The sequence below is a fragment of the Nocardioides montaniterrae genome (assembly GCF_054782655.1).
Map to the genome: position 1 here is coordinate 1 of NZ_BAAGSB010000005.1, position 18055 is coordinate 18055.

The following is an 18055-nucleotide window of genomic DNA, read 5'->3' on the forward strand; positions in this document are numbered from 1 at the left end:
TCTGGCTGGAGAAAGGCACTGACCTGTCCGTGCACACCGCCGAGGACCTCCAGCGGATCGCCGACACCCTGAACCAGAGGCCACGCCCTACCCTGGACCTGCAAACCCCAGCCCAACGGCTGAACCAACTGCTGACCCAGGCAGCCTGACCACCCGTTGCTTAGACCGCTGGACCTTGAGCCATTGGGGAGTGCAGGTTCGGCTGCATACCTTGGGAAACCTGCACGCCGACCATCCTCAGCGCACCGACGACGGCGATCGTCGTACGAAAGCCAGCAGCTGGAGCTACAGCGCGTGGGCCATCCCGGCGCAGGCACTGAGCCAGGCCCGCTTGTAGGCCTCGGAGAGCTGGGCGTAGGGCACGACGGAGCCGGAGACGAGGGCGTCGTCGTACGGGACGCGGTGGACGCCTCGGGTGCGCTGCTCGTAGACCGAGGTGAGGTCGGCGGCGAGGCGCTCGTCGACCTTGCTGCTCGGGTCGGAGAGCACGGTGATGGTCTTGTGCTTCAGGTCCTGGTAGCCGGCGTCCTGGAGGGCGTCGAGCATCCACAGGCCGCTGTAGCCGGTGTCCTCGCGGACCGTGCTGGTGACGACGAGCAGGTCGGCGGCCTCAGCGGCGGCGAGCCAGTTCTCGGCACGCATGTTGTTGCCGGTGTCGACCAGGATCACGCGGTAGAACCGCTGCAGCAGGTGGTGGACCTCGGTGAAGTCCGACGCGTGGATCTGGCCGGTCACGTTCGCCCGCTCGTCCGAGGCCAGCACGTCGAAGTGCGCGTCGCCCTGGCTGCGGACGAACGACCCGAGGTCGCCGATGCGCGACTGGTAGACGTCCTTGAACCGCTCGAGGTCGTCGAGCAGCTCGCGGGTGGTGTTGCGGTGGTTGCTGCGCGTGCCGCGGATGCCGAGCGTCCCGCGGGTCTCGTTGTTGTCCCACGCCACAACTCCCCCACCGCGCACGGTGCCGAAGGTGTAGCCCGCCGCCAGCACACCGGTGGTCTTGGCGGCACCGCCCTTGGGGTTGATGAACGCGATCGTGCGCGGGCCCTCGAAGTCCTTCTGGATCGCTGCGCGATCGGTGTTGTACGCCGACTCGGCCGGACCCATCTGCGGCCTGATCGCACCGCCGCTCCAGCGCGCCACCTTGCCGCGCCAGCCCCAGGTGGCCGGGCCCTGCTCGGTGGCTCCGTCGCGGCGGTCGAGGAAGTCGGTCGCCGACATGAACCGGCGCGGCTCCTCGGGCCGCGGCGTGGTCACGACCGGAGCAGCCGGAGCAGCCGGAGCAGCCGGAGCCGGTGCCGGCGCCGCGGACGGAGCGGGAGCCGCTGGCACGGCCGGCGGACCCGCGGGCGCCGGAGGAGCCATCGGCGGGGCGCTCGGCGGCGGGGAGGTGGGCGGCGGACCGAGCCGCGCCGGCGGGGTCGAGGCGATCGGGTCCGTCAGCGGATCGACGTCGGCCCCGTGGCGCGAAGCGTCGATCTGGCGCTGGGTGAACTCGTCGAGCTCACGCGGCGTGTAGAGACGGTCCGACGTGTGGTCGTGACCCATGGGGTCGACGGGGTGACTCACTGAGCGCTACCTCCGAGCAGGTTGTAAGGCCCACCCAACCTACCCGCGCGGACACAGCCGAAACCGGGTCGTCAGCCGAGATCGGCGAGCGCCGTCTCGATCGCCCGGTGGAAGGTCGGATAGGCGAAGTGCATCGCCTTCAGCGTCGCGATCGGGACCTCGGCGTGGACCGCCGTCGCCACCCAACCGAGCATCTCGCCACCCGAGGGGCCGACCGTCGTACCCCCGACCAGGACGCCCCGGGAGGCGTCGGCGACGAGCTTGACGAGGCCGGCTCCCGCGGAGCCGTGCAGCCAGCCGCGGCTGGAGGAGGCGAGGTCGGCGTGCCCGACCCGGACGTCCAGGCCGGCCTGGCGCGCCTGCGCCTCGGTCATGCCGACCGAGCCGACCTCCGGGTCGGTGAAGGTCACCCGGCCGACGGCTCGGTAGTCGGCGCGGGGTCCGGGCCGCTGCAGGATGTCGCGGATCGCGACGTCGGCCTGGTACATCGACACGTGCGTGAACGCACCCTTGCCGGTGATGTCGCCGATCGCCCAGACCCGCTCGGCGACCTGCATGCCGTCGTCGGGATCGAGCGAGCGGGCCGACGGGTCGAGACCGAGGTTCTCCAGGCCGATGTCGCGCAGGTTCGTCGTACGCCCCACGGCGACGAGCAGCCGCTCGGCCACGGCCGTGCGACCGCCGTCGAGGTGCACGCCGAACTCGGCGTCGTGGCTGACCGACCGGGCCGCCGCTCCCACCAGGACGGTGACACCGTCGGCCTCGAGGGCAGCGGTCACCGCCTCGGCGGCCTCCGGCTCCTCAGGACCGAGGATCCGCTCCCCCGCCTCCACGATCGTCACCTGTACGCCGAACCGCGCGAAGCTCTGCGCCAGCTCGCACCCGATCGCCCCTCCGCCCAGGACCACCAGGCTCCGCGGCAGCTCGGTGACCTGCACCGCATCGCGGTTCGTCCAGTACGGCGTACCGGCCAGGCCTGCGATCGACGGGACCGCCGGCTCGGTGCCGGTGTTGAGCACGATGCCGACGCGGGCACTGAGGTAGCGATCACCGCGCTCGGTCGCGACGCACACCTCGTGCGGGCCGATGAGCCGGCCCTCGCCGCGCAGGAAGGTGACGCCGGCGTCGACCAGCCGGTCGACCGCCACCTTGTCGTCCCAGTCGTCGGTGGCCTCGTCGCGGATCCGCTTGGCCAGCACCGACCAGTCCGGGCGTACGTCGGCACTGCCGGCGAGCTCGCCGACGCGACGGGCCTCGGCCAGCACGCCGGCGGCCCGGATCATCATCTTCGAGGGGATGCAGCCGTAGTACGGGCACTCGCCACCCACCAGCCGCCGGTCGACCCCGACCACGTCCAGGCCGGCCTTGGCCAGCTCGGTGGCGCAGTGCTCACCGCCGGGGCCGAGCCCGATGACAATGACATCAACCTCCGCGGAGTCGGTCATGGGACCGACCCTACGGAGGTTGATGGAACGCCGCTAGGGACCCGGGCGAATCAGGCCGAGGCGGAGCGGCTGCGCACGATCGCGCCGAGCACCCCGTTGACGAACGACGGCGACTCGTCGGTGGACAGCTCGGTCACCAGCGCCAGCGCCTCGGAGATCGCGACCGGGTCGGGCACGTCCTCGGCGAAGAGGATCTCGTAGGCGCCGATGCGCAGGACGTTGCGATCGACCGCCGGCATCCGGTCGAGGGTCCAGCCCTCGGCGTACTGCGAGAGCACCGCGTCGATGGCGGTGAGGTGCTCGCTGACGCCGCGGACGACGACCTCGGTGTAGGGGTTGCTCGGCGCCTCGCCCTCGGCGACGACGCGGGCGAACGCCTCGACGCCGGTCTCGCCGCGCATGTCGGCGGAGTAGAGGACGTCCAGCGCGCGCTTGCGGGCCTTGGAACGAGCCGACATCAGCCCTTGACTCGGCTCAGGTAGGAGCCGCCCTCACGGGTGTCGACCTTGATCTTCTCGCCGTTCTCGATGAACAGCGGGACCTGGATCTCGGCGCCGGTCTCGAGGGTGGCCGGCTTGGTGCGGCCGGTGGCGGAGTCACCCATGACACCGGGCTCGGTGTAGGTGATGGTGAACTCGGCCGAGGCGGGGAGCTCGACGAAGAGCACGCGGCCCTCGTTCATGGCGATGTTGACGTCCATGTTCTCGAGCAGGAAGTTCTTGGCGTCGCCGACGATCTCCGGGGAGACCTCGATCTGGTCGAACGTCGTGGTGTCCATGAACACGTAGTTCATGCCGTCGTTGTAGAGGTACTGCCAGCTGCGGCGGTCGACCGTTGCGGTCTCGACCTTGGTGCCGGCGTTGAAGGTCTTGTCGACGTTCTTGCCCGACTCGACGTTCTTGAGCTTGGTGCGCACGAAGGCGGGGCCCTTGCCCGGCTTCACGTGCTGGAACTCCACCACTGCCCAGAGCTGGCCCTCGAGGTTGAGAACCATGCCGTTCTTCAGGTCGTTCGTGGTTGCCATGCGCGTGTCCGCCTCACCGATTCGTTCAGGTTCATTCAGGATGTTCAAGATCGAGCGCCCGGCTGCGTAGAAGAGCATGCCGAGCGGCGGCTGAGTCTAGTCGGCGGCGGACCCAGTTCCGAAACCGGTGAGCGCCCCGTCAGACTTGTCCCCGTGACTCCCCTCCGGATCGCTCTCGGGCTCTGTGCCGGCGTGCTCGGTCTCGCGCTCGGCGTCGGTGTCGTCGCGCTGGCCACCTCGGACGACGGCGGGGCCGACACGCCCCCGGCTCCGCTGCCGACCAGCAGCGCTCCGGTGACGCCTCCGTCGACCATCGCGTCACCCACGCCGACCACGAGGTCGACGCCCGTGCCGCCGCCTGCGCCCCCGAAGCACCACGACAAGCCCGAGAAGCAGGACAAGCCGAAGCCGGGCAAGGACAAGCACCACAAGGACCACTGACGGGTCTCAGGAGCGGGCGAGGTGCTCCAGCGCCTGGCGGTAGCCGTCGATGCCCTGGCCGCTGATCGTGGCGACCGCGTGCGGCTCGACGTACGACGTGTGCCGGAACTCCTCCGGACGCTGCTTGGGCTCGGAGATGTGCACCTCGACGAGCGGCGCGGTGAGCTGGGCGCAGGCGTCGTAGAGCGCCAGCGAGTAGTGCGTCCAGGCGGCGGCGTTGAGCACGACCGGGTGGGAGTCGTCGGCGGCCTGGTTGAGCCAGTCGAGGAGCTCGCCCTCGTGGTTGGTCTGGCGCACCTCGACCTCGAGCCCGAGCTCCTCGCCCCAGGTGACACACAGGTGGGCGAGCTCGGCGTACGTCGTCGCGCCGTAGATCTCCGGCTGCCGGCGGCCGAGGCGGCCGAGGTTGGGTCCGTTGAGGACCAGCACCTTGCTCATGCGAGCACCTCGAACGCCTTGCGCAGGTCGTCCTCGCTCGGCCCGGCGAGGATCGAGGGCTTCGCCAGCCCGTCGAGCACCAGGAACCGCAGCTGGGAGCCGCGCGCCTTCTTGTCGACACGCATGGCGCCGATCAGGTCGTCGTACCCGGCTCCGGCGTACGTCGTCGGCAGGCCGACGCGTCCGAAGGCCGTGCGGTGGCGGGCCGCGGTCTCCTCGTCCAGCCGGCCGGCCAGGCGGGCCAGCTCGGCGGCGTACACACACCCGATGGCGACGGCCTCGCCGTGCCGGATGGCGTACTGCTCGTGCTTCTCGATCGCGTGCGCGAGGGTGTGGCCGTAGTTGAGGACCTCGCGGCCCGGATGCCCATCGGCACCGCCGGTCTCCTTGAGGTCGGCGACGACCACCTCGGTCTTGACCCGGATCGCGCGCTCGACAAGCTCGGCCAGGACCGGGGAGTCGTGGGTCAGCTCGGCGGGGTCGGTTGCCTCGACCAGGGTGAGGATCTCGGGGTCGGCGATGAAGCCGCACTTGACGACCTCGCCGAGGCCGGCGACGAGCTCCGCGCGCGGCAGCGTGGCCAGCAGGTCCAGGTCGACCAGGACGCCGGCCGGCTCGTGGAAGGCGCCGACCAGGTTCTTGCCCGCGCCGGTGTTGATGCCGGTCTTGCCGCCCACCGCGGCGTCGACCATGGCCAGCAGCGTCGTGGGGATGTGGACGACGCGGACGCCGCGCAGCCAGGAGGCGGCCACGAAGCCGCCGAGGTCGGTGGTCGCGCCGCCGCCGAAGGTGACCACGGCGTCGGACCGGGTGAAGCCCTTCTCCCCCAGCGCCTCCCAGCAGTCGTTGAGGACCGCGGCGGTCTTGGCGGACTCGCCGTCGGGCAGGCCCAGCGCCAGCACCTCGTAGTGGTCGACCAGCTCGTCGACGACCGACTCGGCGATCGAGCCCAGCTGGCCGGCGTACAGGAAGGCGACACGCTCGACCTTGTCGCCGAGGATCACCGGCAGCCGCGAGGCCAGACCACGGCCGATGACGACGTCGTACGGCGACGCGCCGCCGACGTGCAGGACGGTCGGATCCACCGCAGAGCTCATGGGCCGAGCCTAGTTGGCCGGTCGTGCAACCCCGGCCCGGGTCCCGCCCGTTGTAGGGGTGTGAGACGCGACCACGAGGCGGAGTACGAGACGTTCGTCCGGGACCACCGGGGCGAGCTGCTCGCCACCGCCCGGCACCTGACCGGCGATCCCCACCTGGCCGAGGACCTCGTCCAGAGCGCCCTCGTCCGGCTGTACGTGGCCTGGGGCCGCGCCCGGCGTACGAACGTCGGCGGGTACGCCCGCCGGACGCTGGTCAACTGCTTCATCGACCACCGCCGCCGGCCCTGGGTGCGCCGCGAGCGCAACACCGAGGTGCTGCCCGACCGACCTGCGGCCACTGCGTCTGACGCTGTCGATGGCGACCTGTTCGCCGCGCTGCTCGCCCTGCCACCTCGGATGCGGGCCGCCGTCGTCCTGCGGCACGTCGAGGACCGCTCCGTCGAGGAGGTCGCCGAGGCGCTCGGGTGCTCGGTCGGCAACGTCAAGAGCCAGACCTCCCGCGGCCTGGACAAGCTCCGCGCCCACCTGACCCCACAGCTCGAGAGGAACCACTCATGAACGACCTGATCGACCAGCTCGGTGCCCTGCGCACCGCTCCCGCTCCCATCGACGACTCCGTGGTCACGGCCGACCTGCGTCGCGGCCGCCGGGCCGCCGGCCGCCGCCGCGCGGTCCGCGGCGCCGGCGTCGCCGCTTGCGCCCTCGCCCTCGGCGGCGTGACGACCGCGATCGTCGACTCGTCGCCCGGCGTCCACAGCACCGGTGTCCAGCTCGTCGACTACACCGGCGACCAGCTGCCCGGCTTCACCGTGGACAAGGTGCCGGACGGGTTCGTGCTGCAGGGCGCGACGGCGTACTCGCTCGACATCGCTCGACCGGGCGTGACCAGCAGCCTGGACGACTTCGAGGGCAAGATCGTGGTGAGCGTCGAGGCGAACGCCCCGGCGACCGCGGCACCGCACCACGTCATCCGGGCGCGGCACGGCGACACGCTGGTCAAGGACGGGTCACGCACCTGGCTGGTGCATCCGGACGGCTCACGGGTGCTGCTCGCGCAAGCTCCCGCCACCACGCCGCCCAGCCCCACCGGTCCGATCGACGTGGACGGCTCCGCCGGCACGATCACGACCAACAGCGAGGGCACCAAGACGTTCCGCTACTCCGCGGACGGCAGGACCGTCACGATCCAGGTCTGGCCGACGATCAAGCTGTCCGACGGCCAGCTGCGCGAGCTCGCCGACGGGGTGAGCGTGACCGCCGCCGCGAGGAACAGCGTCGGCTGACCACTCCGGGAACGACGTAGGGACTATGGGCCAATTGGCCCATAGTCCCTACGTCTGTCGTGGTCAGTCCTCGAGCCGGGCGACGATCTCGTCGGCGACCTCGGCCGGCGAGCGCCCGTCGGTGTCGACCTCGACGGTCGCGACGGCGCGATAGATCGGGGTGCGCTCATCGAGGAGCGACTTGATCCGGGTGCGGACACCGCCGACCGCCTGGTTGAGCACGGGACGACTCTCGCCGAGGCCGATGCGGCGTACCGCATCGGCCAGGCCGACCTTGAGGAAGACGACCCGGTGGCCCGCGAGCGCCTCGCGGGTGGCCGGATCGAGGACGGCACCGCCGCCGAGGCTCAGCACGCCGGCGTGATCACCGAGCGCGAGCGCGACCGCGTCCCGCTCGAGCGACCGGAACGCCGCCTCGCCGTCGGTCACGAAGATCTCCTGGATCTCACGGCCGGTCGACGCGACGACGTCGTCGTCGGTGTCACGGACCGGCAGGTCCCAGCGCTTGCCGAGCAGCCGGGCGACCGTGGTCTTGCCCGCTCCCATCGGTCCGACCAGGACGACCCGCGGACCGGTCACCGGTAGCGGAGGTTCTCGAGGTAGCTGTCGACGTTGCGCTTGGTCTCGCCGATCGAGTCGCCGCCGAACTTCTCGGTGACGGCGTCGGCCAGGACCAGCGCGACCATCGCCTCGGCGACGATGCCGGCGGCCGGGACCGCGCACACGTCGGAGCGCTGGTGGTGCGCGACCGTGGCTTCCCCGGTCGCGACGTCGATGGTGCGCAGCGCCTTGGGCACGGTGGCGATCGGCTTCATCGCCGCACGCACCCGCAGGATCTCGCCCGTGGACATGCCGCCCTCGGTGCCGCCGGAGCGCCCGGAGGTACGCCGGATGGCGCCGTCCTCGTTGACGATCTCGTCGTGCGCCTGGGTGCCGGGGGTCGCGGCGAGTTCGAAGCCGTCACCGACCTCGACGCCCTTGATCGCCTGGATGCCCATCAGCGCGCCGGCCAGGCGCGCGTCGAGGCGACGGTCCCAGTGCACGTGCGAGCCCAGACCCGGCGGCAGGCCCTCGACGACCACCTCGACGACACCGCCCAGGGTGTCGCCCTCCTTGTGGGCCTGGTCGATGCGCTCGACCATCTGCCGCGACCCCTCAGGGTCCAGGCAGCGCACCGGGTCGGCGTCGAGAGCGGCCAGGTCGGCGTACGACGGGAGCGTGGTGCCGGGCGTGCGGATGCCGCCGAGCTCGATCACGTGGGACACGATGCGCGCGCCGGTGGCCTGCTCCAGGAAGTTCGACGCCACCCGGCCGAGCGCGACACGGGCCGCGGTCTCGCGGGCACTGGCGCGCTCGAGGAGCGGGCGGGCGTCCTCGAAGTCGTACTTCTGCATGCCGGTGAGGTCCGCGTGACCGGGGCGCGGGCGGGTCAGCGGGGCGTTGCGGGCCATCGACGCGAGCTCGTCGGGGTCGACCGGGTCGGCCGACATGACCTTCTCCCAGCGCGGCCACTCGGTGTTGCCGATCTGGATGGCGACCGGGCCGCCCTGCGTCTTGCCGTGGCGGACGCCGCCGGTGATGGTGACCTCGTCCTGCTCGAACTTCATCCGGGCACCGCGGCCGTAGCCGAGACGGCGGCGGGCGAGCGAGTCGGAGATGTCATCGGTCGTGACCTCGACGTGGGCCGGCAGGCCCTCGAGGATCGCGACCAGGGAGGGGCCGTGCGACTCCCCCGCGGTCAGCCAGCGCAACATGGCAGCAATCCTCCCATGCGGCGTGTCGGGTCAGATCAGCTGTCCGACGACCAGCGCGAGGACCGCGCCGATCAGCAGGAACGGCCCGAACGGCACCCGCCGCTTGATGCTGTTGCCCTTGCGCTTGAGCGGGATCAGGGCGAGCACGCCCACCACCGCGGCGAGCAGCACCGAGAAGAACAGCGTCGGTACGCCGAACGGCCCGATCGCGAGCCCGATCAACGCACCGAGGCGTACGTCGCCGAAGGCCATGATCCGCGGGCTGATGAACCACATCAGGCCGTAGTAGCCGCCCAGGCCGACGTACCCGACGCCGGCGAGCACGCCGATCTTGGCGTCACCGACGGCGAGCGCGCCGACGGCGACCAGCACCGCGGTCAGGATGTACGCCGGCGCGATGATCGCCGTGGGCAGGTACCAGGTCGCGTAGTCGATGATCGCGAGCGCGAGGCCGATCGAGATCAGCGGCACCAGCCACAGCAGGCCCCAGGACCAGCCGACGGCCAGGCCGATCACCGCACCGATCACGAGCCCGGCCACCACGCAGCGCATCCAGAGCTTCGGGCGGGCCGCCAGGTCGGCGTACGGGATCTTGTCGGGGAAGTCGCCCTTGACCTCGTCGGGGTCCGGCTCCGGCTCCGGAACCCACCCGATGAGGCGCGGCACGAGCAGACCCGAGAGTCCCCCGAGCGCCGCGACGACAAGTCCCGCTGCCCACTCCATGCGCGGGAACCTACCGCGCGATCAGAGACGGCGCAGGGGCCGACTCGAGATGGACGCGTGATCGGCGTACAGCGGGAGCTCCTCCATGGTCCGCTCGAGCGCCTCGGCGCCGCCGAACAGCTGCCCCGGATCGAGGTAGACGCCCTCGTCGAAGAACTCGCTGACGATGGCACGCACGGGCGGACTGCCGGCTGTCAGCGTCCGCGCGACGGCGTCGCGCAGGTAGCCCTGGCGCAGCGGGTGCAGCGCCGCGGACGACGGCGTGTGGACGACGTGCCAGCCGTGGAGGAACTCCTCGTCGGTCAGGCGCTCGGACTTGGGGAACCAGGTGAAGTCTCCACCGGCCTGCCCTTCAGCAACCCCCCCAGGCGACTAGAACGTGTTCTACTCTAGCCGCATGACCTCCCTCCCGACAGCCCGCTTCACCGATCGCCGCATCGTCGTCACCGGAGCAGCCGGCGGCCTCGGCAGGGTCGTCGCCGAGATGTTCCGTGCTGAGGGAGCGACGGTCGTCGCCACCGACGTCGCACCCGGCGACGGCATCGTCGGCTGCGACCTGGCCGACGACACCCAACGCGCCGGGTTCGTCACCCGGGCACTCGACGAGCTCGGCGGGCTCGACGTGCTGTGCAACGTGGCCGGCATCCAGAGGTTCGCGCCGCTCGGCTCGATCACGGCCACCGACCTGCGCCGTCACTTCGACATCAACGCCCTGGCTCCTCTGCTGCTGGCCCAGGACTTCGCGGAGGCGCTGATCGCCGCCCGCGGCAACGTGGTCTCGGTCGCCTCGATCTCAGGCGTGATGGCGCAGCCGTACAACGTGCAGTACTGCGCGTCGAAGGCCGCCCTCGTGGTCGGCATGCGAGCCCTGTCGCTCGAGCTCGGCAAGCAGGGCGTGCGGGTCAACTGCGTCTCCCCCGGCGGTATCGACACCCCGCTCATCACGGCGGCCGCCGAGGGCCTCCCGGAAGACGCGGACTGGAGCCTGATCGGGCGGAGCTTCCCGGTCATGCCGGGCTTCATGCCGCCCTCGGAGGTCGCCGAGAGCCTGCTGTTCCTCGCCTCCGACGCCGCGGCATCGATCACAGGAGCCAACCTGGTCGTCGACCGCGGCGTGCTGACGAGCTGAGGAGCTACCGCTGGGCGATCGCTGCCTCGCCGGCCGCACGCATCTCGGCCAGCGGCCCCGGTCGCCCGGTGAACATCTCGAACTGCAGCACCGCTTGGTGGACCAGCAGGTCCAGGCCGGACACGACCGCGGCACCCCAGCCCTCGGCCGCGGTGACCAGCGGCGTCGGCCACGTGTTGTAGGTGACCTCGAAGACGCAGCCGCTGCCCCGCATCCGCGCCACCAGCTCGGGCGACTGCGCCGCCACCGGGATGGTCGAGACGACGACGTCGGCGGCACGCGCGTCGGTCAGGTGGACCACGGTCACCTCCGGCGCGGAGGGGTGCGCGAGCAGCGAGGCGATGGTGTCGGCGGCCCGGGCCGGATCACGTACGCCGAGCCGGAGCCGCTCCACGCCGAGCTCGATCAGCGCCAGGCCGGTGGACGCGGCCGTCGCGCCCCCGCCCAGCACGACGGCCTCCTTCACCTCGCCGGTGAAGCGCTCGCGGATCGCGGCGATCGCACCCGGAAGATCGGTGTTGTCGGCGTACCAACCGCCGTCGACCGGCAGCAGCGTGTTCGCACCGCCTGCCAGCCGCGCGCGCTCCGAGGAGGTCCCGGCCAGCGAGAGCGCCTCGCGCTTGAGCGGCGCGGTGACCGAGATCCCCTGCAGCTCGGAGCCGACCACGAACGTGGCGAGCCCGCCTGCCGGCACCTGGACGGCGTCGTAGGACCACTCGCTCAACCCGAGGGCGACGTACCCGGCGTTGTGCAGGACCGGGGACAGCGAGTGGGCGACCGGGTCGCCGATGACCGCGGCGCGCATCAGCAGGCGTCGGAGGTCTGGCAGTACTTGTGGAACTCGGCGACCTGCTGGTTGTGCTGGCTCAGCGAGGTGGCGTACTTGGTCTCGCCGGTGCGCAGGTTCACCACGACCCAGTAGGTCCACGGCCCGGCGGCCGGGTTCAGCGCGGCCTTCAAGGTCTCCAGGCCGGGGTTGCCGATCGGGCCCGGCGGCAGGCCGGTGTGCTTGTAGGTGTTGTACGGCGAGTCGCTGTTGCGCTGCTCGGCGGTCGTCCAGATCTCACCGGTCGAGGCGTTGGCGTAGGAGACGGTCGCATCCGACTGGATCGCCATCCCGATCTTGAGCCGGTTGTAGATCGCCCGCGCGACCTTGGGGTAGTCCACGCTCCTGCTCGCCTCGAACTCCAGGATCGAGGCGACGGTGACGACCTGGTCGGGATCGAGGTTGACCTTCTTGGCCGCCGCCACGAGGTCGATGGAGTCGCGCTCCTGGTTGCCCTTGGCGATCATCGCCTTGATCAGCGTGGTCGGGGTGTCGCCCGGCTGGACCGGGTAGGTCGCCGGGAACAGGTAGCCCTCCGGGTTGCCGTGGGCGTACGCCGGCAGCCCGAGGCCGGCCGGGTGCGCGAGGACCTTCTCGATCGCGGCGCGCTTGAAGTGGGTGCTCCGGACGATGATCTTGACGACGTCGGCCGTGCGGGTGCCCTCGGGCACGGTCACGAGGTCCTGCACCATGTGGTGCGGGTCGACGAGGTAGGAGACGACGTCGGACGCCTTCATCTCCTTCTTCATCGTGTAGCTGCCCGGCTGGATGCCGGTGGCCTTGGAGTTGCCGTTCGCGGCGTTGAGGAACGCGTCGACGGACGCCACCACGCCGGCGTCCTTGAGCGCACGGCCCATGTCGGTGACGGTCGCGCCGGCGGGGATGGTCACCGTGACCGAGCCCGAGCCGGGGCCGGGGAAGTCCTTGGTTCCGCAGGCGGCCAGCGTCATCGCCAGCACGGCGACGACGAGGGCGGTCAGGATGCGCTTCATTCGGGGTCCTCTCCCATGGACGCGACCGGGGGCTCGACGAGCTCACCCGGTGCAGCTCCGCTGGCGCGCTCGGTGTCGAGCGCCTGCTGCAGGATGATCATGGCCGCCGCCTGGTCGATGACCTGGCGCCGGCTCGCGCCCTTGCGCTGGTCGCGCAGCTGGGCCTCGGCCGTGACGGTGGTGAGCCGCTCGTCGACCAGCCGCACCGGGACCGGTGCGATCTTGGCCGCCAGCGCCTCGGCGAGGCCACGGGCCTTCTCGGTCGAGGCGGTCTCACGCCCCGCGAGCGAGCGCGGCAGCCCGACGATCACCTCGATCGCCTCGGCGTCGCGGACCAGCCGGGCCAGGCGACGCAGGTCGCCGCCGCCGCGGCGTACGGTCTCGACGGGGGTCGCGAGCATGCCGCTCGGGTCGCTGCGCGCGACCCCGATCCGGGCCTCGCCCGGATCGATCCCCAGCCGTACGCCGAACCTCACTACGCCCCGGCCACCGTCGCGGTGATCGCCGCGAGCGCCTCGTCGATGCGGGTGACGTCGGTGCCGCCGCCCTGCGCCATGTCGGCCTTGCCGCCGCCCTTGCCGTCCAGGAACGGGGCCGCGACGCGGACCAGCTCACCGGCCGCGAGACCGCGGGCCTGGGCCGCGTCGTTGAGCGCCGCGACGATGGCGGCCTTGCCGTCGGCCGCGCCGATCAGCACGACCACGGCCGGGGCGTCGCCCTGCAGGCGAGCGCGGACGTCGGTCGCAAGGGTGCGTACGTCGCCACCGCCGGCCCCGTCGAGCCGCTGCGCGACGAGTCGTACGCCGGAGACGTCGACCGCTCCCTCGGCCAGCGCCGCTCCGCCGGAGAGCAGCTGGGCGAGACGGATCTTCTCCATCTCCTTCTCGGTCGCCTTGAGCCGCTCGAGGACGTCCTCGACGCGGCCGACGAGGTCACCGGGCTGGGTCTTGAGCAGGGTGGTGAGCTGGCCGACCACGTCGCGCTCACGCGCGAGGTAGCGGAAGCCCTCGACACCCGTGAGGGCCTCGATGCGGCGGTTGCCGGAGCCGACCGACGCCTCGCCCTGGATGACGATGGTGCCGATCTGCGAGGAGTGGTCGACGTGCGTGCCACCGCAGAGCTCGCGCGACCAGGGGCCGCCGATCTCGACGACCCGGACCTTGGAGTCGTCGTAGGTCTCGCCGAAGAGCGCGATCGCGCCCCAGTCCTTGGCCTCCGAGAGCGTCATGTAGTCCCACGAGACCGGCAGGTCGGCGCGCAGCGCGTTGTTCGAGACCTCCTCGAGCTCCTGGACCTGGCCGGGCGTGAGCGCCTGGGTCCAGCCGAAGTCGAGGCGGAGGTAGCCCGGGCGGTTGTAGGAGCCGGACTGCAGCGCGGTGGGGCCGAGCACCTGCCGCAGCGCGGCGTGCACGACGTGGGTGCCGGAGTGCGCCTGGCGGGCGCCGATGCGCCAGTCGACGTCGACCTTCGCGTGGACCTCGGAGGTCGAGACCGGGAGCTCACCCTCGACCACGCGGACCTGGTGGACGACCAGACCGCGGACCGGGCGCTGGACGTCGAGCACCTCGAGCTTGACGCCGTCGTGCTCGATGATGCCGGCGTCGGCGACCTGGCCGCCGGACTCGGCGTAGAACGGGGTGCGGTCGAGGACGATCTCGCCGACCTCGCCCTGGTGGAGCACGGAGACGGGCGCGCCCTCCTTGAGCGCGGCGAGCACCTTCGACTCGGTCTCGAGCGTGGTGTAGGCCAACCACTCGGTCGGGCCGTTGGCGTCGAGGATCCCGCGGTAGACCGAGGTGTCGGCGTGCTGGCCCTTCTTGGCCTTGGCGTCGGCCTTGGCACGGTTGCGCTGCTCGGACATCAGCTCGCGGAAACCGGTCTCGTCGACGCTCAGGCCGGCCTCGGAGGCCATCTCGAGGGTCAGGTCGATCGGGAAGCCGAAGGTGTCGTGCAGCTGGAAGGCCTTGTCGCCCGAGAGGCTCGTGCCACCCGACTGCTTCACGGAGTCGGCGGCCAGGTCGAAGATCTGGGTGCCGGCCTGGAGCGTCTTGCGGAACGCGTCCTCCTCGGCGTTGGCGACGCGCAGGATGCGGTCCCACTCCGTGTGGAGGTCGGTGTAGGTCTCGCCCATCTTGTCGCGGGAGACCGGCAGCAGCTCGCGCATCGCGGGGTCCTCGTAGCCGAGGAGGCGCACGTTGCGGATGACGCGGCGTACGAGACGACGCAGGACGTAGCCACGGCCGTCGTTGCCCGGGGTGACACCGTCGTTGATGAGCATCATCGAGGAGCGGATGTGGTCGGCGATGACGCGGAAGCGCACGTCGTCCTCGGCGGAGGCGCCGTACTTCTTGCCGGTCAGCTCCATCGCGCGCTCGATCACGGGGAAGACGGCGTCGATCTCGTACATGTTGTTCTTGCCCTGGAGCAGGTACGCGACCCGCTCGAGGCCCAGACCGGTGTCGATGCCGGTCTGCGCCAGCTTGCCGGCGATGTCGACGTCGTACTTGGAGCGAGCGGCGGAGATGTCGTCCTGCATGAAGACGAGGTTCCAGAACTCCAGGTAGCGGTCGCCGGCATCCCAGTCGCGGTCGGCGCCGTACGCCGGACCGCGGTCGATGAGGATCTCGGAGCAGGGTCCGCCGGGGCCCGGCGTACCCATCGACCAGTAGTTCTCGCTCGGGGGCAGCCGGACGATCCGGTCGTCGGGGACGCCGATCTTGCGCCAGAGCTCGACGGCCTCGTCGTCGCCGTTGAGCACGCTCGGGTAGAGGACGGACTCGTCGAAGCCGAAGCCGCCGTCCGCCTGGGACTTGGTCACCAGGTCCCAGGCGAGCTCGATCGCGCCCTCCTTGAAGTAGTCGCCGAAGGAGAAGTTGCCGCACATCTCGAAGAACGTGCCGTGGCGCGTGGTCTTGCCGACCTCTTCGATGTCGGGCGTGCGGATGCACTTCTGGACGCTGGTGGCGCGCTGGTAGGGGGCGGTCTCCTGGCCGAGGAAGTACGGCTTGAACGGCACCATGCCGGCGTTGACGAACAGCAGGTTCGGGTCGTCGAGCAGCAGGCTCGCGGAGGGTACGACGGTGTGGCCGGCCTTCTCGAAGTGCGCGAGGAAGCGGCGGCGGATCTCCGCGCTGCTCAGGTAGCCGCTCATCAGTTGTCCTTCTGCTCGATCATCGGTGGTACGTCGTCGGTGGCCGGGAGGCCGTAGCGCTCGCGGAGGCCGGCCTCGGCGTCGGCCTGGCCCTGGACCATCTCCTCGCGCATCAACCGGGCGCCCATGCCGAGGGCGCCGAGCCGGTCGCGGATGCCGTCGGGGCTGAACGCCTCGGCGATGCGCTGGACCTTGACCACGCCGTAGACGCCGGCGGCCACGCCGGCGCCGAACCAGACCCCGCGCTTCACGGGGTGACCCGCTGACGGGACTGGAGCTCGCGGCGCGCCATCCGGTCGTCGGCCTTGCGCTGCTTGCGCGAGCGCTTGACCTCACGCTTCATCTCGAACCGGATCCGGTTGCGGACCTCCGGGGCGAGCGCGTGGCGCAGGCCGGCCGCCAGCGACGCCGTACGGACCAGGCTCTCGCGCAGCACGGTGTCGATGAACACGGGCGCGGGCAGGCCGGGGACGGCCGGCAGCAGCGGCTTCTCGCGGCCCATGTCGGTGATCTTGAACTCCCGGTCGACGACGACCGGGGCGCGATTGCCCAGCCGCGTGACCTCGGACTCGACGCGCAGCTGCTCCTCGATCTGGGTCAGCTGCTGGCGCAGGAGCTCGGCGCTGCCCGCGGCGTCGGCCAGGCGCGCATCGGCCTCGTCACGCTCTGCGCGGACCTCCTCGAGCACGCTCGTCAGCCACACGACGTACGCACCGAGGCCGACGAGTGCCAGCACGGCTAGGACGGCGAGCCAGGACGGGACGGCAAGCGCGGGGATCACGGTGCGCAAGCCTATCGGCCGGTCATCGTCCGCGGATGATCGCCCGGACGCGCTCCCAGCGTGATTTCACCGACGCCTCCTCGCCGCGATCGGTGGGGCGGTAGTAGTCCGCCTCGGCGAGCACGTCGGGGAGGTACTGCTGCTGGGCGATGCCGTAGGGCTCGTCGTGGCTGTACTTGTAGTCGGCGCCGTGGCCGAGCTTCTTCGCCCCGGCGTAGTGGGCGTCGCGCAGGTGGGGCGGGACGGCCCCGATCTTGCCGGCCCGTACGTCGGCGAGCGCCTCGCCGATGCCGACGTACGCCGCGTTCGACTTGGGCGCCGCCGCCAGCGCGACCGTGGCGTGGCCGAGCGTGATCCGGGCCTCGGGCATGCCGATCAGCTGTACCGCCTGAGCAGCGGCGACCGCGGTCTGGAGCGCGGTCGGGTCGGCCAGGCCGATGTCCTCGCTGGCGCTGATGATCAGCCGGCGCGCGATGAACCGCGGGTCCTCGCCCGCCTCGAGCATCCGGGCGAGGTAGTGCAGCGAAGCATCGACGTCGCTGCCGCGGATCGACTTGATGAAGGCACTGATCACGTCGTAGTGCTGGTCGCCGTCGCGGTCGTAGCGCACGGCCGCCTGGTCGGCCGCCGCCTCGGCGATCTCGACCGTGATGACGTTGCCGTTGGTTGAGTAGCCCGAGCCGCTAGGCGAGGGCCTATCGAAACCAACCGCGCCGGCCGCGGCCTCGAGGTAGGTCAACGAGCGCCGCGCGTCTCCCCCGGCCAGCCGCACGATGTGGTCGCGGGCCTCCTCGCTGAGCGTGACCGAGCCGGCCAGCCCGCGCTCGTCGGCGACGGCACGATCCAGGACCTCGCCGACGTCGGCGTCGGTCAGGGACTCCAGGCGCAGCAGCAGGCTGCGCGACATCAGCGGCGAGATGACGGAGAACGACGGGTTCTCGGTGGTGGCGGCGACCAGGGTGACCCAGCGGTTCTCCACGCCCGGCAGCAGCGCGTCCTGCTGGGCCTTGCTGAACCGGTGGACCTCGTCGACGAACAGCACGGTCTGCCGGCCTCCGCCGACCAGCTCGGCACGGGCCGCGTCGATCGCCGCCCGGACCTCCTTCACACCCGCGGACACCGCGGAGACCTCCACGAACCGGCGCCCGGTCTGACCGCTGATGATGCTCGCGATGGTGGTCTTGCCCGTGCCCGGAGGACCCCACAGCAGGAGCGAGAGCGCCTTGTCGTCCTCGACCAGCTGGCGCAGCGGGCTGCCTGCCGCGCGCAGCTGCGGCTGGCCGACCAGCTCATCGAGGGTGCGCGGCCGCATCCGCACCGCCAGCGGCGCGGCAGCGTGGGCCGCATCGCTGAGCGAGCCGCCGGTCGGCGTACCGCCGATGTCGAAGAGCCCGTCCACCAC

General features: G+C 71.3%; 21 protein-coding genes and 1 pseudogene. 5 read left to right on the plus strand and 17 right to left on the minus strand.

Annotated features, from left to right (window positions below):
• Positions 1 to 149 (plus strand): annotated as a pseudogene (locus tag ACYVJ3_RS09550) (IS30 family transposase); the annotation flags it as partial.
• Between the two features lie 136 nt (positions 150 to 285).
• Here the strand turns inward: ACYVJ3_RS09550 and ACYVJ3_RS09555 are convergent.
• From ACYVJ3_RS09555 to efp, 4 genes are all read right to left on the minus strand, one after another.
• Positions 286 to 1566 carry a MinD/ParA family ATP-binding protein gene (locus ACYVJ3_RS09555; RefSeq protein ID WP_460852729.1) on the minus strand — a complete coding sequence of 427 codons (1281 nt, stop codon included), beginning with the start codon at positions 1564 to 1566 and terminating at the stop codon, positions 286 to 288.
• Positions 1567 to 1637: 71 nt separating this feature from the next.
• Entirely contained in the window at positions 1638 to 3011 is a 1374-nt protein-coding gene (locus ACYVJ3_RS09560) for a dihydrolipoyl dehydrogenase family protein (RefSeq protein WP_460852730.1), read from the minus strand.
• Between the two features lie 50 nt (positions 3012 to 3061).
• Positions 3062 to 3469 carry a transcription antitermination factor NusB gene (gene nusB, locus ACYVJ3_RS09565; RefSeq protein ID WP_460852731.1) on the minus strand — a complete coding sequence of 136 codons (408 nt, stop codon included), beginning with the start codon at positions 3467 to 3469 and terminating at the stop codon, positions 3062 to 3064.
• On the minus strand, positions 3469 to 4035 hold the full coding sequence (gene efp / locus ACYVJ3_RS09570) for an elongation factor P (RefSeq protein WP_460852732.1): 567 nt from the start codon (positions 4033 to 4035) through the stop codon (positions 3469 to 3471). The genes nusB and efp overlap by 1 nt, the downstream gene beginning before the upstream one ends.
• Before the next feature lie 153 nt (positions 4036 to 4188).
• Here efp and ACYVJ3_RS09575 point away from each other — a divergent pair, with 153 nt between their 5' ends.
• Positions 4189 to 4476, plus strand: a complete 288-nt coding sequence (locus tag ACYVJ3_RS09575; RefSeq protein ID WP_460852733.1) for a hypothetical protein — start codon at positions 4189 to 4191, stop codon at positions 4474 to 4476.
• A 6-nt stretch (positions 4477 to 4482) separates the two neighbouring features.
• Here the strand turns inward: ACYVJ3_RS09575 and ACYVJ3_RS09580 are convergent, their stop codons facing one another.
• Both ACYVJ3_RS09580 and aroB read right to left on the minus strand, forming a co-directional pair.
• Positions 4483 to 4914 carry a type II 3-dehydroquinate dehydratase gene (locus ACYVJ3_RS09580; RefSeq protein ID WP_460852734.1) on the minus strand — a complete coding sequence of 144 codons (432 nt, stop codon included), beginning with the start codon at positions 4912 to 4914 and terminating at the stop codon, positions 4483 to 4485.
• The gene (aroB, locus tag ACYVJ3_RS09585) at positions 4911 to 6011 is read right to left on the minus strand and encodes a 3-dehydroquinate synthase (RefSeq protein WP_460852735.1); all 1101 of its coding nucleotides are present in this window, start codon (positions 6009 to 6011) and stop codon (positions 4911 to 4913) included. Before aroB ends, ACYVJ3_RS09580 begins: the two co-directional genes overlap by 4 nt.
• A gap of 60 nt (positions 6012 to 6071) precedes the next feature.
• Between aroB and ACYVJ3_RS09590 the strand changes: the two genes are divergently transcribed.
• Complete coding sequence (locus ACYVJ3_RS09590) at positions 6072 to 6572, plus strand: SigE family RNA polymerase sigma factor (protein ID WP_460852736.1); 501 nt, start codon at positions 6072 to 6074, stop codon at positions 6570 to 6572.
• Positions 6569 to 7297, plus strand: a complete 729-nt coding sequence (locus ACYVJ3_RS09595) for a hypothetical protein (protein ID WP_460852737.1) — start codon at positions 6569 to 6571, stop codon at positions 7295 to 7297. The genes ACYVJ3_RS09590 and ACYVJ3_RS09595 overlap by 4 nt, the downstream gene beginning before the upstream one ends.
• Before the next feature lie 63 nt (positions 7298 to 7360).
• Here ACYVJ3_RS09595 and ACYVJ3_RS09600 read toward each other — a convergent pair whose 3' ends face one another.
• The 4 genes from ACYVJ3_RS09600 to ACYVJ3_RS09615 are packed head-to-tail and all read right to left on the minus strand — an operon-like array spanning position 7361 to position 9951.
• Positions 7361 to 7876, minus strand: coding sequence for a shikimate kinase (locus ACYVJ3_RS09600; RefSeq protein ID WP_460852738.1), 516 nt, complete (start codon positions 7874 to 7876; stop codon positions 7361 to 7363).
• Positions 7873 to 9051 (minus strand): chorismate synthase, encoded by a 1179-nt coding sequence (gene aroC, locus ACYVJ3_RS09605; protein WP_460852739.1) that lies wholly within the window; start codon positions 9049 to 9051, stop codon positions 7873 to 7875. Before aroC ends, ACYVJ3_RS09600 begins: the two co-directional genes overlap by 4 nt.
• A gap of 30 nt (positions 9052 to 9081) precedes the next feature.
• Positions 9082 to 9774 carry an A24 family peptidase gene (locus tag ACYVJ3_RS09610; protein WP_460852740.1) on the minus strand — a complete coding sequence of 231 codons (693 nt, stop codon included), beginning with the start codon at positions 9772 to 9774 and terminating at the stop codon, positions 9082 to 9084.
• Between the two features lie 21 nt (positions 9775 to 9795).
• Positions 9796 to 9951 carry a hypothetical protein gene (locus tag ACYVJ3_RS09615; RefSeq protein ID WP_460852741.1) on the minus strand — a complete coding sequence of 52 codons (156 nt, stop codon included), beginning with the start codon at positions 9949 to 9951 and terminating at the stop codon, positions 9796 to 9798.
• A 220-nt stretch (positions 9952 to 10171) separates the two neighbouring features.
• Here ACYVJ3_RS09615 and ACYVJ3_RS09620 point away from each other — a divergent pair, with 220 nt between their 5' ends.
• Complete coding sequence (locus ACYVJ3_RS09620) at positions 10172 to 10903, plus strand: SDR family NAD(P)-dependent oxidoreductase (RefSeq protein WP_460852742.1); 732 nt, start codon at positions 10172 to 10174, stop codon at positions 10901 to 10903.
• A 4-nt stretch (positions 10904 to 10907) separates the two neighbouring features.
• Here ACYVJ3_RS09620 and ACYVJ3_RS09625 read toward each other — a convergent pair whose 3' ends face one another.
• Genes ACYVJ3_RS09625 through ACYVJ3_RS09655 form a run of 7 tightly spaced genes read right to left on the minus strand, consistent with a single transcriptional unit; the run spans position 10908 to position 18055 of the window.
• Positions 10908 to 11708: a shikimate dehydrogenase gene (locus tag ACYVJ3_RS09625; RefSeq protein ID WP_460852743.1), complete on the minus strand. Its 801-nt coding sequence runs from the start codon at positions 11706 to 11708 to the stop codon at positions 10908 to 10910.
• Positions 11708 to 12721 carry an endolytic transglycosylase MltG gene (mltG, locus tag ACYVJ3_RS09630; protein WP_460852744.1) on the minus strand — a complete coding sequence of 338 codons (1014 nt, stop codon included), beginning with the start codon at positions 12719 to 12721 and terminating at the stop codon, positions 11708 to 11710. Before mltG ends, ACYVJ3_RS09625 begins: the two co-directional genes overlap by 1 nt.
• Positions 12718 to 13197, minus strand: coding sequence for a Holliday junction resolvase RuvX (ruvX, locus tag ACYVJ3_RS09635; RefSeq protein WP_460852745.1), 480 nt, complete (start codon positions 13195 to 13197; stop codon positions 12718 to 12720). Before ruvX ends, mltG begins: the two co-directional genes overlap by 4 nt.
• The gene (gene alaS / locus ACYVJ3_RS09640; protein WP_460852746.1) at positions 13197 to 15872 is read right to left on the minus strand and encodes an alanine--tRNA ligase; all 2676 of its coding nucleotides are present in this window, start codon (positions 15870 to 15872) and stop codon (positions 13197 to 13199) included. Before alaS ends, ruvX begins: the two co-directional genes overlap by 1 nt.
• Positions 15872 to 16123, minus strand: a complete 252-nt coding sequence (locus ACYVJ3_RS09645) for a DUF6167 family protein (RefSeq protein ID WP_460852747.1) — start codon at positions 16121 to 16123, stop codon at positions 15872 to 15874. Before ACYVJ3_RS09645 ends, alaS begins: the two co-directional genes overlap by 1 nt.
• Positions 16120 to 16653, minus strand: a complete 534-nt coding sequence (locus ACYVJ3_RS09650) for a hypothetical protein (protein WP_460852748.1) — start codon at positions 16651 to 16653, stop codon at positions 16120 to 16122. The genes ACYVJ3_RS09645 and ACYVJ3_RS09650 overlap by 4 nt, the downstream gene beginning before the upstream one ends.
• 22 nt (positions 16654 to 16675) lie before the next feature.
• The gene (locus ACYVJ3_RS09655) at positions 16676 to 18055 is read right to left on the minus strand and encodes a replication-associated recombination protein A (protein WP_460852749.1); all 1380 of its coding nucleotides are present in this window, start codon (positions 18053 to 18055) and stop codon (positions 16676 to 16678) included.

Bases quoted from the DNA above. Each gene is read 5' to 3' on its own strand.
- ACYVJ3_RS09560 (WP_460852730.1), bottom strand. From the start codon at position 3,011: ATGACCGACTCCGCGGAGGTTGATGTCATTGTCATCGGGCTCGGCCCC.
- nusB (WP_460852731.1), bottom strand. From the start codon at position 3,469: ATGTCGGCTCGTTCCAAGGCCCGCAAGCGCGCGCTGGACGTCCTCTAC.
- efp (WP_460852732.1), bottom strand. From the start codon at position 4,035: ATGGCAACCACGAACGACCTGAAGAACGGCATGGTTCTCAACCTCGAG.
- ACYVJ3_RS09580 (WP_460852734.1), bottom strand. From the start codon at position 4,914: ATGAGCAAGGTGCTGGTCCTCAACGGACCCAACCTCGGCCGCCTCGGC.
- aroB (WP_460852735.1), bottom strand. From the start codon at position 6,011: ATGAGCTCTGCGGTGGATCCGACCGTCCTGCACGTCGGCGGCGCGTCG.
- ACYVJ3_RS09595 (WP_460852737.1), top strand. From the start codon at position 6,569: ATGAACGACCTGATCGACCAGCTCGGTGCCCTGCGCACCGCTCCCGCT.
- aroC (WP_460852739.1), bottom strand. From the start codon at position 9,051: ATGTTGCGCTGGCTGACCGCGGGGGAGTCGCACGGCCCCTCCCTGGTC.
- ACYVJ3_RS09610 (WP_460852740.1), bottom strand. From the start codon at position 9,774: ATGGAGTGGGCAGCGGGACTTGTCGTCGCGGCGCTCGGGGGACTCTCG.
- ACYVJ3_RS09620 (WP_460852742.1), top strand. From the start codon at position 10,172: ATGACCTCCCTCCCGACAGCCCGCTTCACCGATCGCCGCATCGTCGTC.
- ACYVJ3_RS09625 (WP_460852743.1), bottom strand. From the start codon at position 11,708: ATGCGCGCCGCGGTCATCGGCGACCCGGTCGCCCACTCGCTGTCCCCG.
- mltG (WP_460852744.1), bottom strand. From the start codon at position 12,721: ATGAAGCGCATCCTGACCGCCCTCGTCGTCGCCGTGCTGGCGATGACG.
- alaS (WP_460852746.1), bottom strand. From the start codon at position 15,872: ATGAGCGGCTACCTGAGCAGCGCGGAGATCCGCCGCCGCTTCCTCGCG.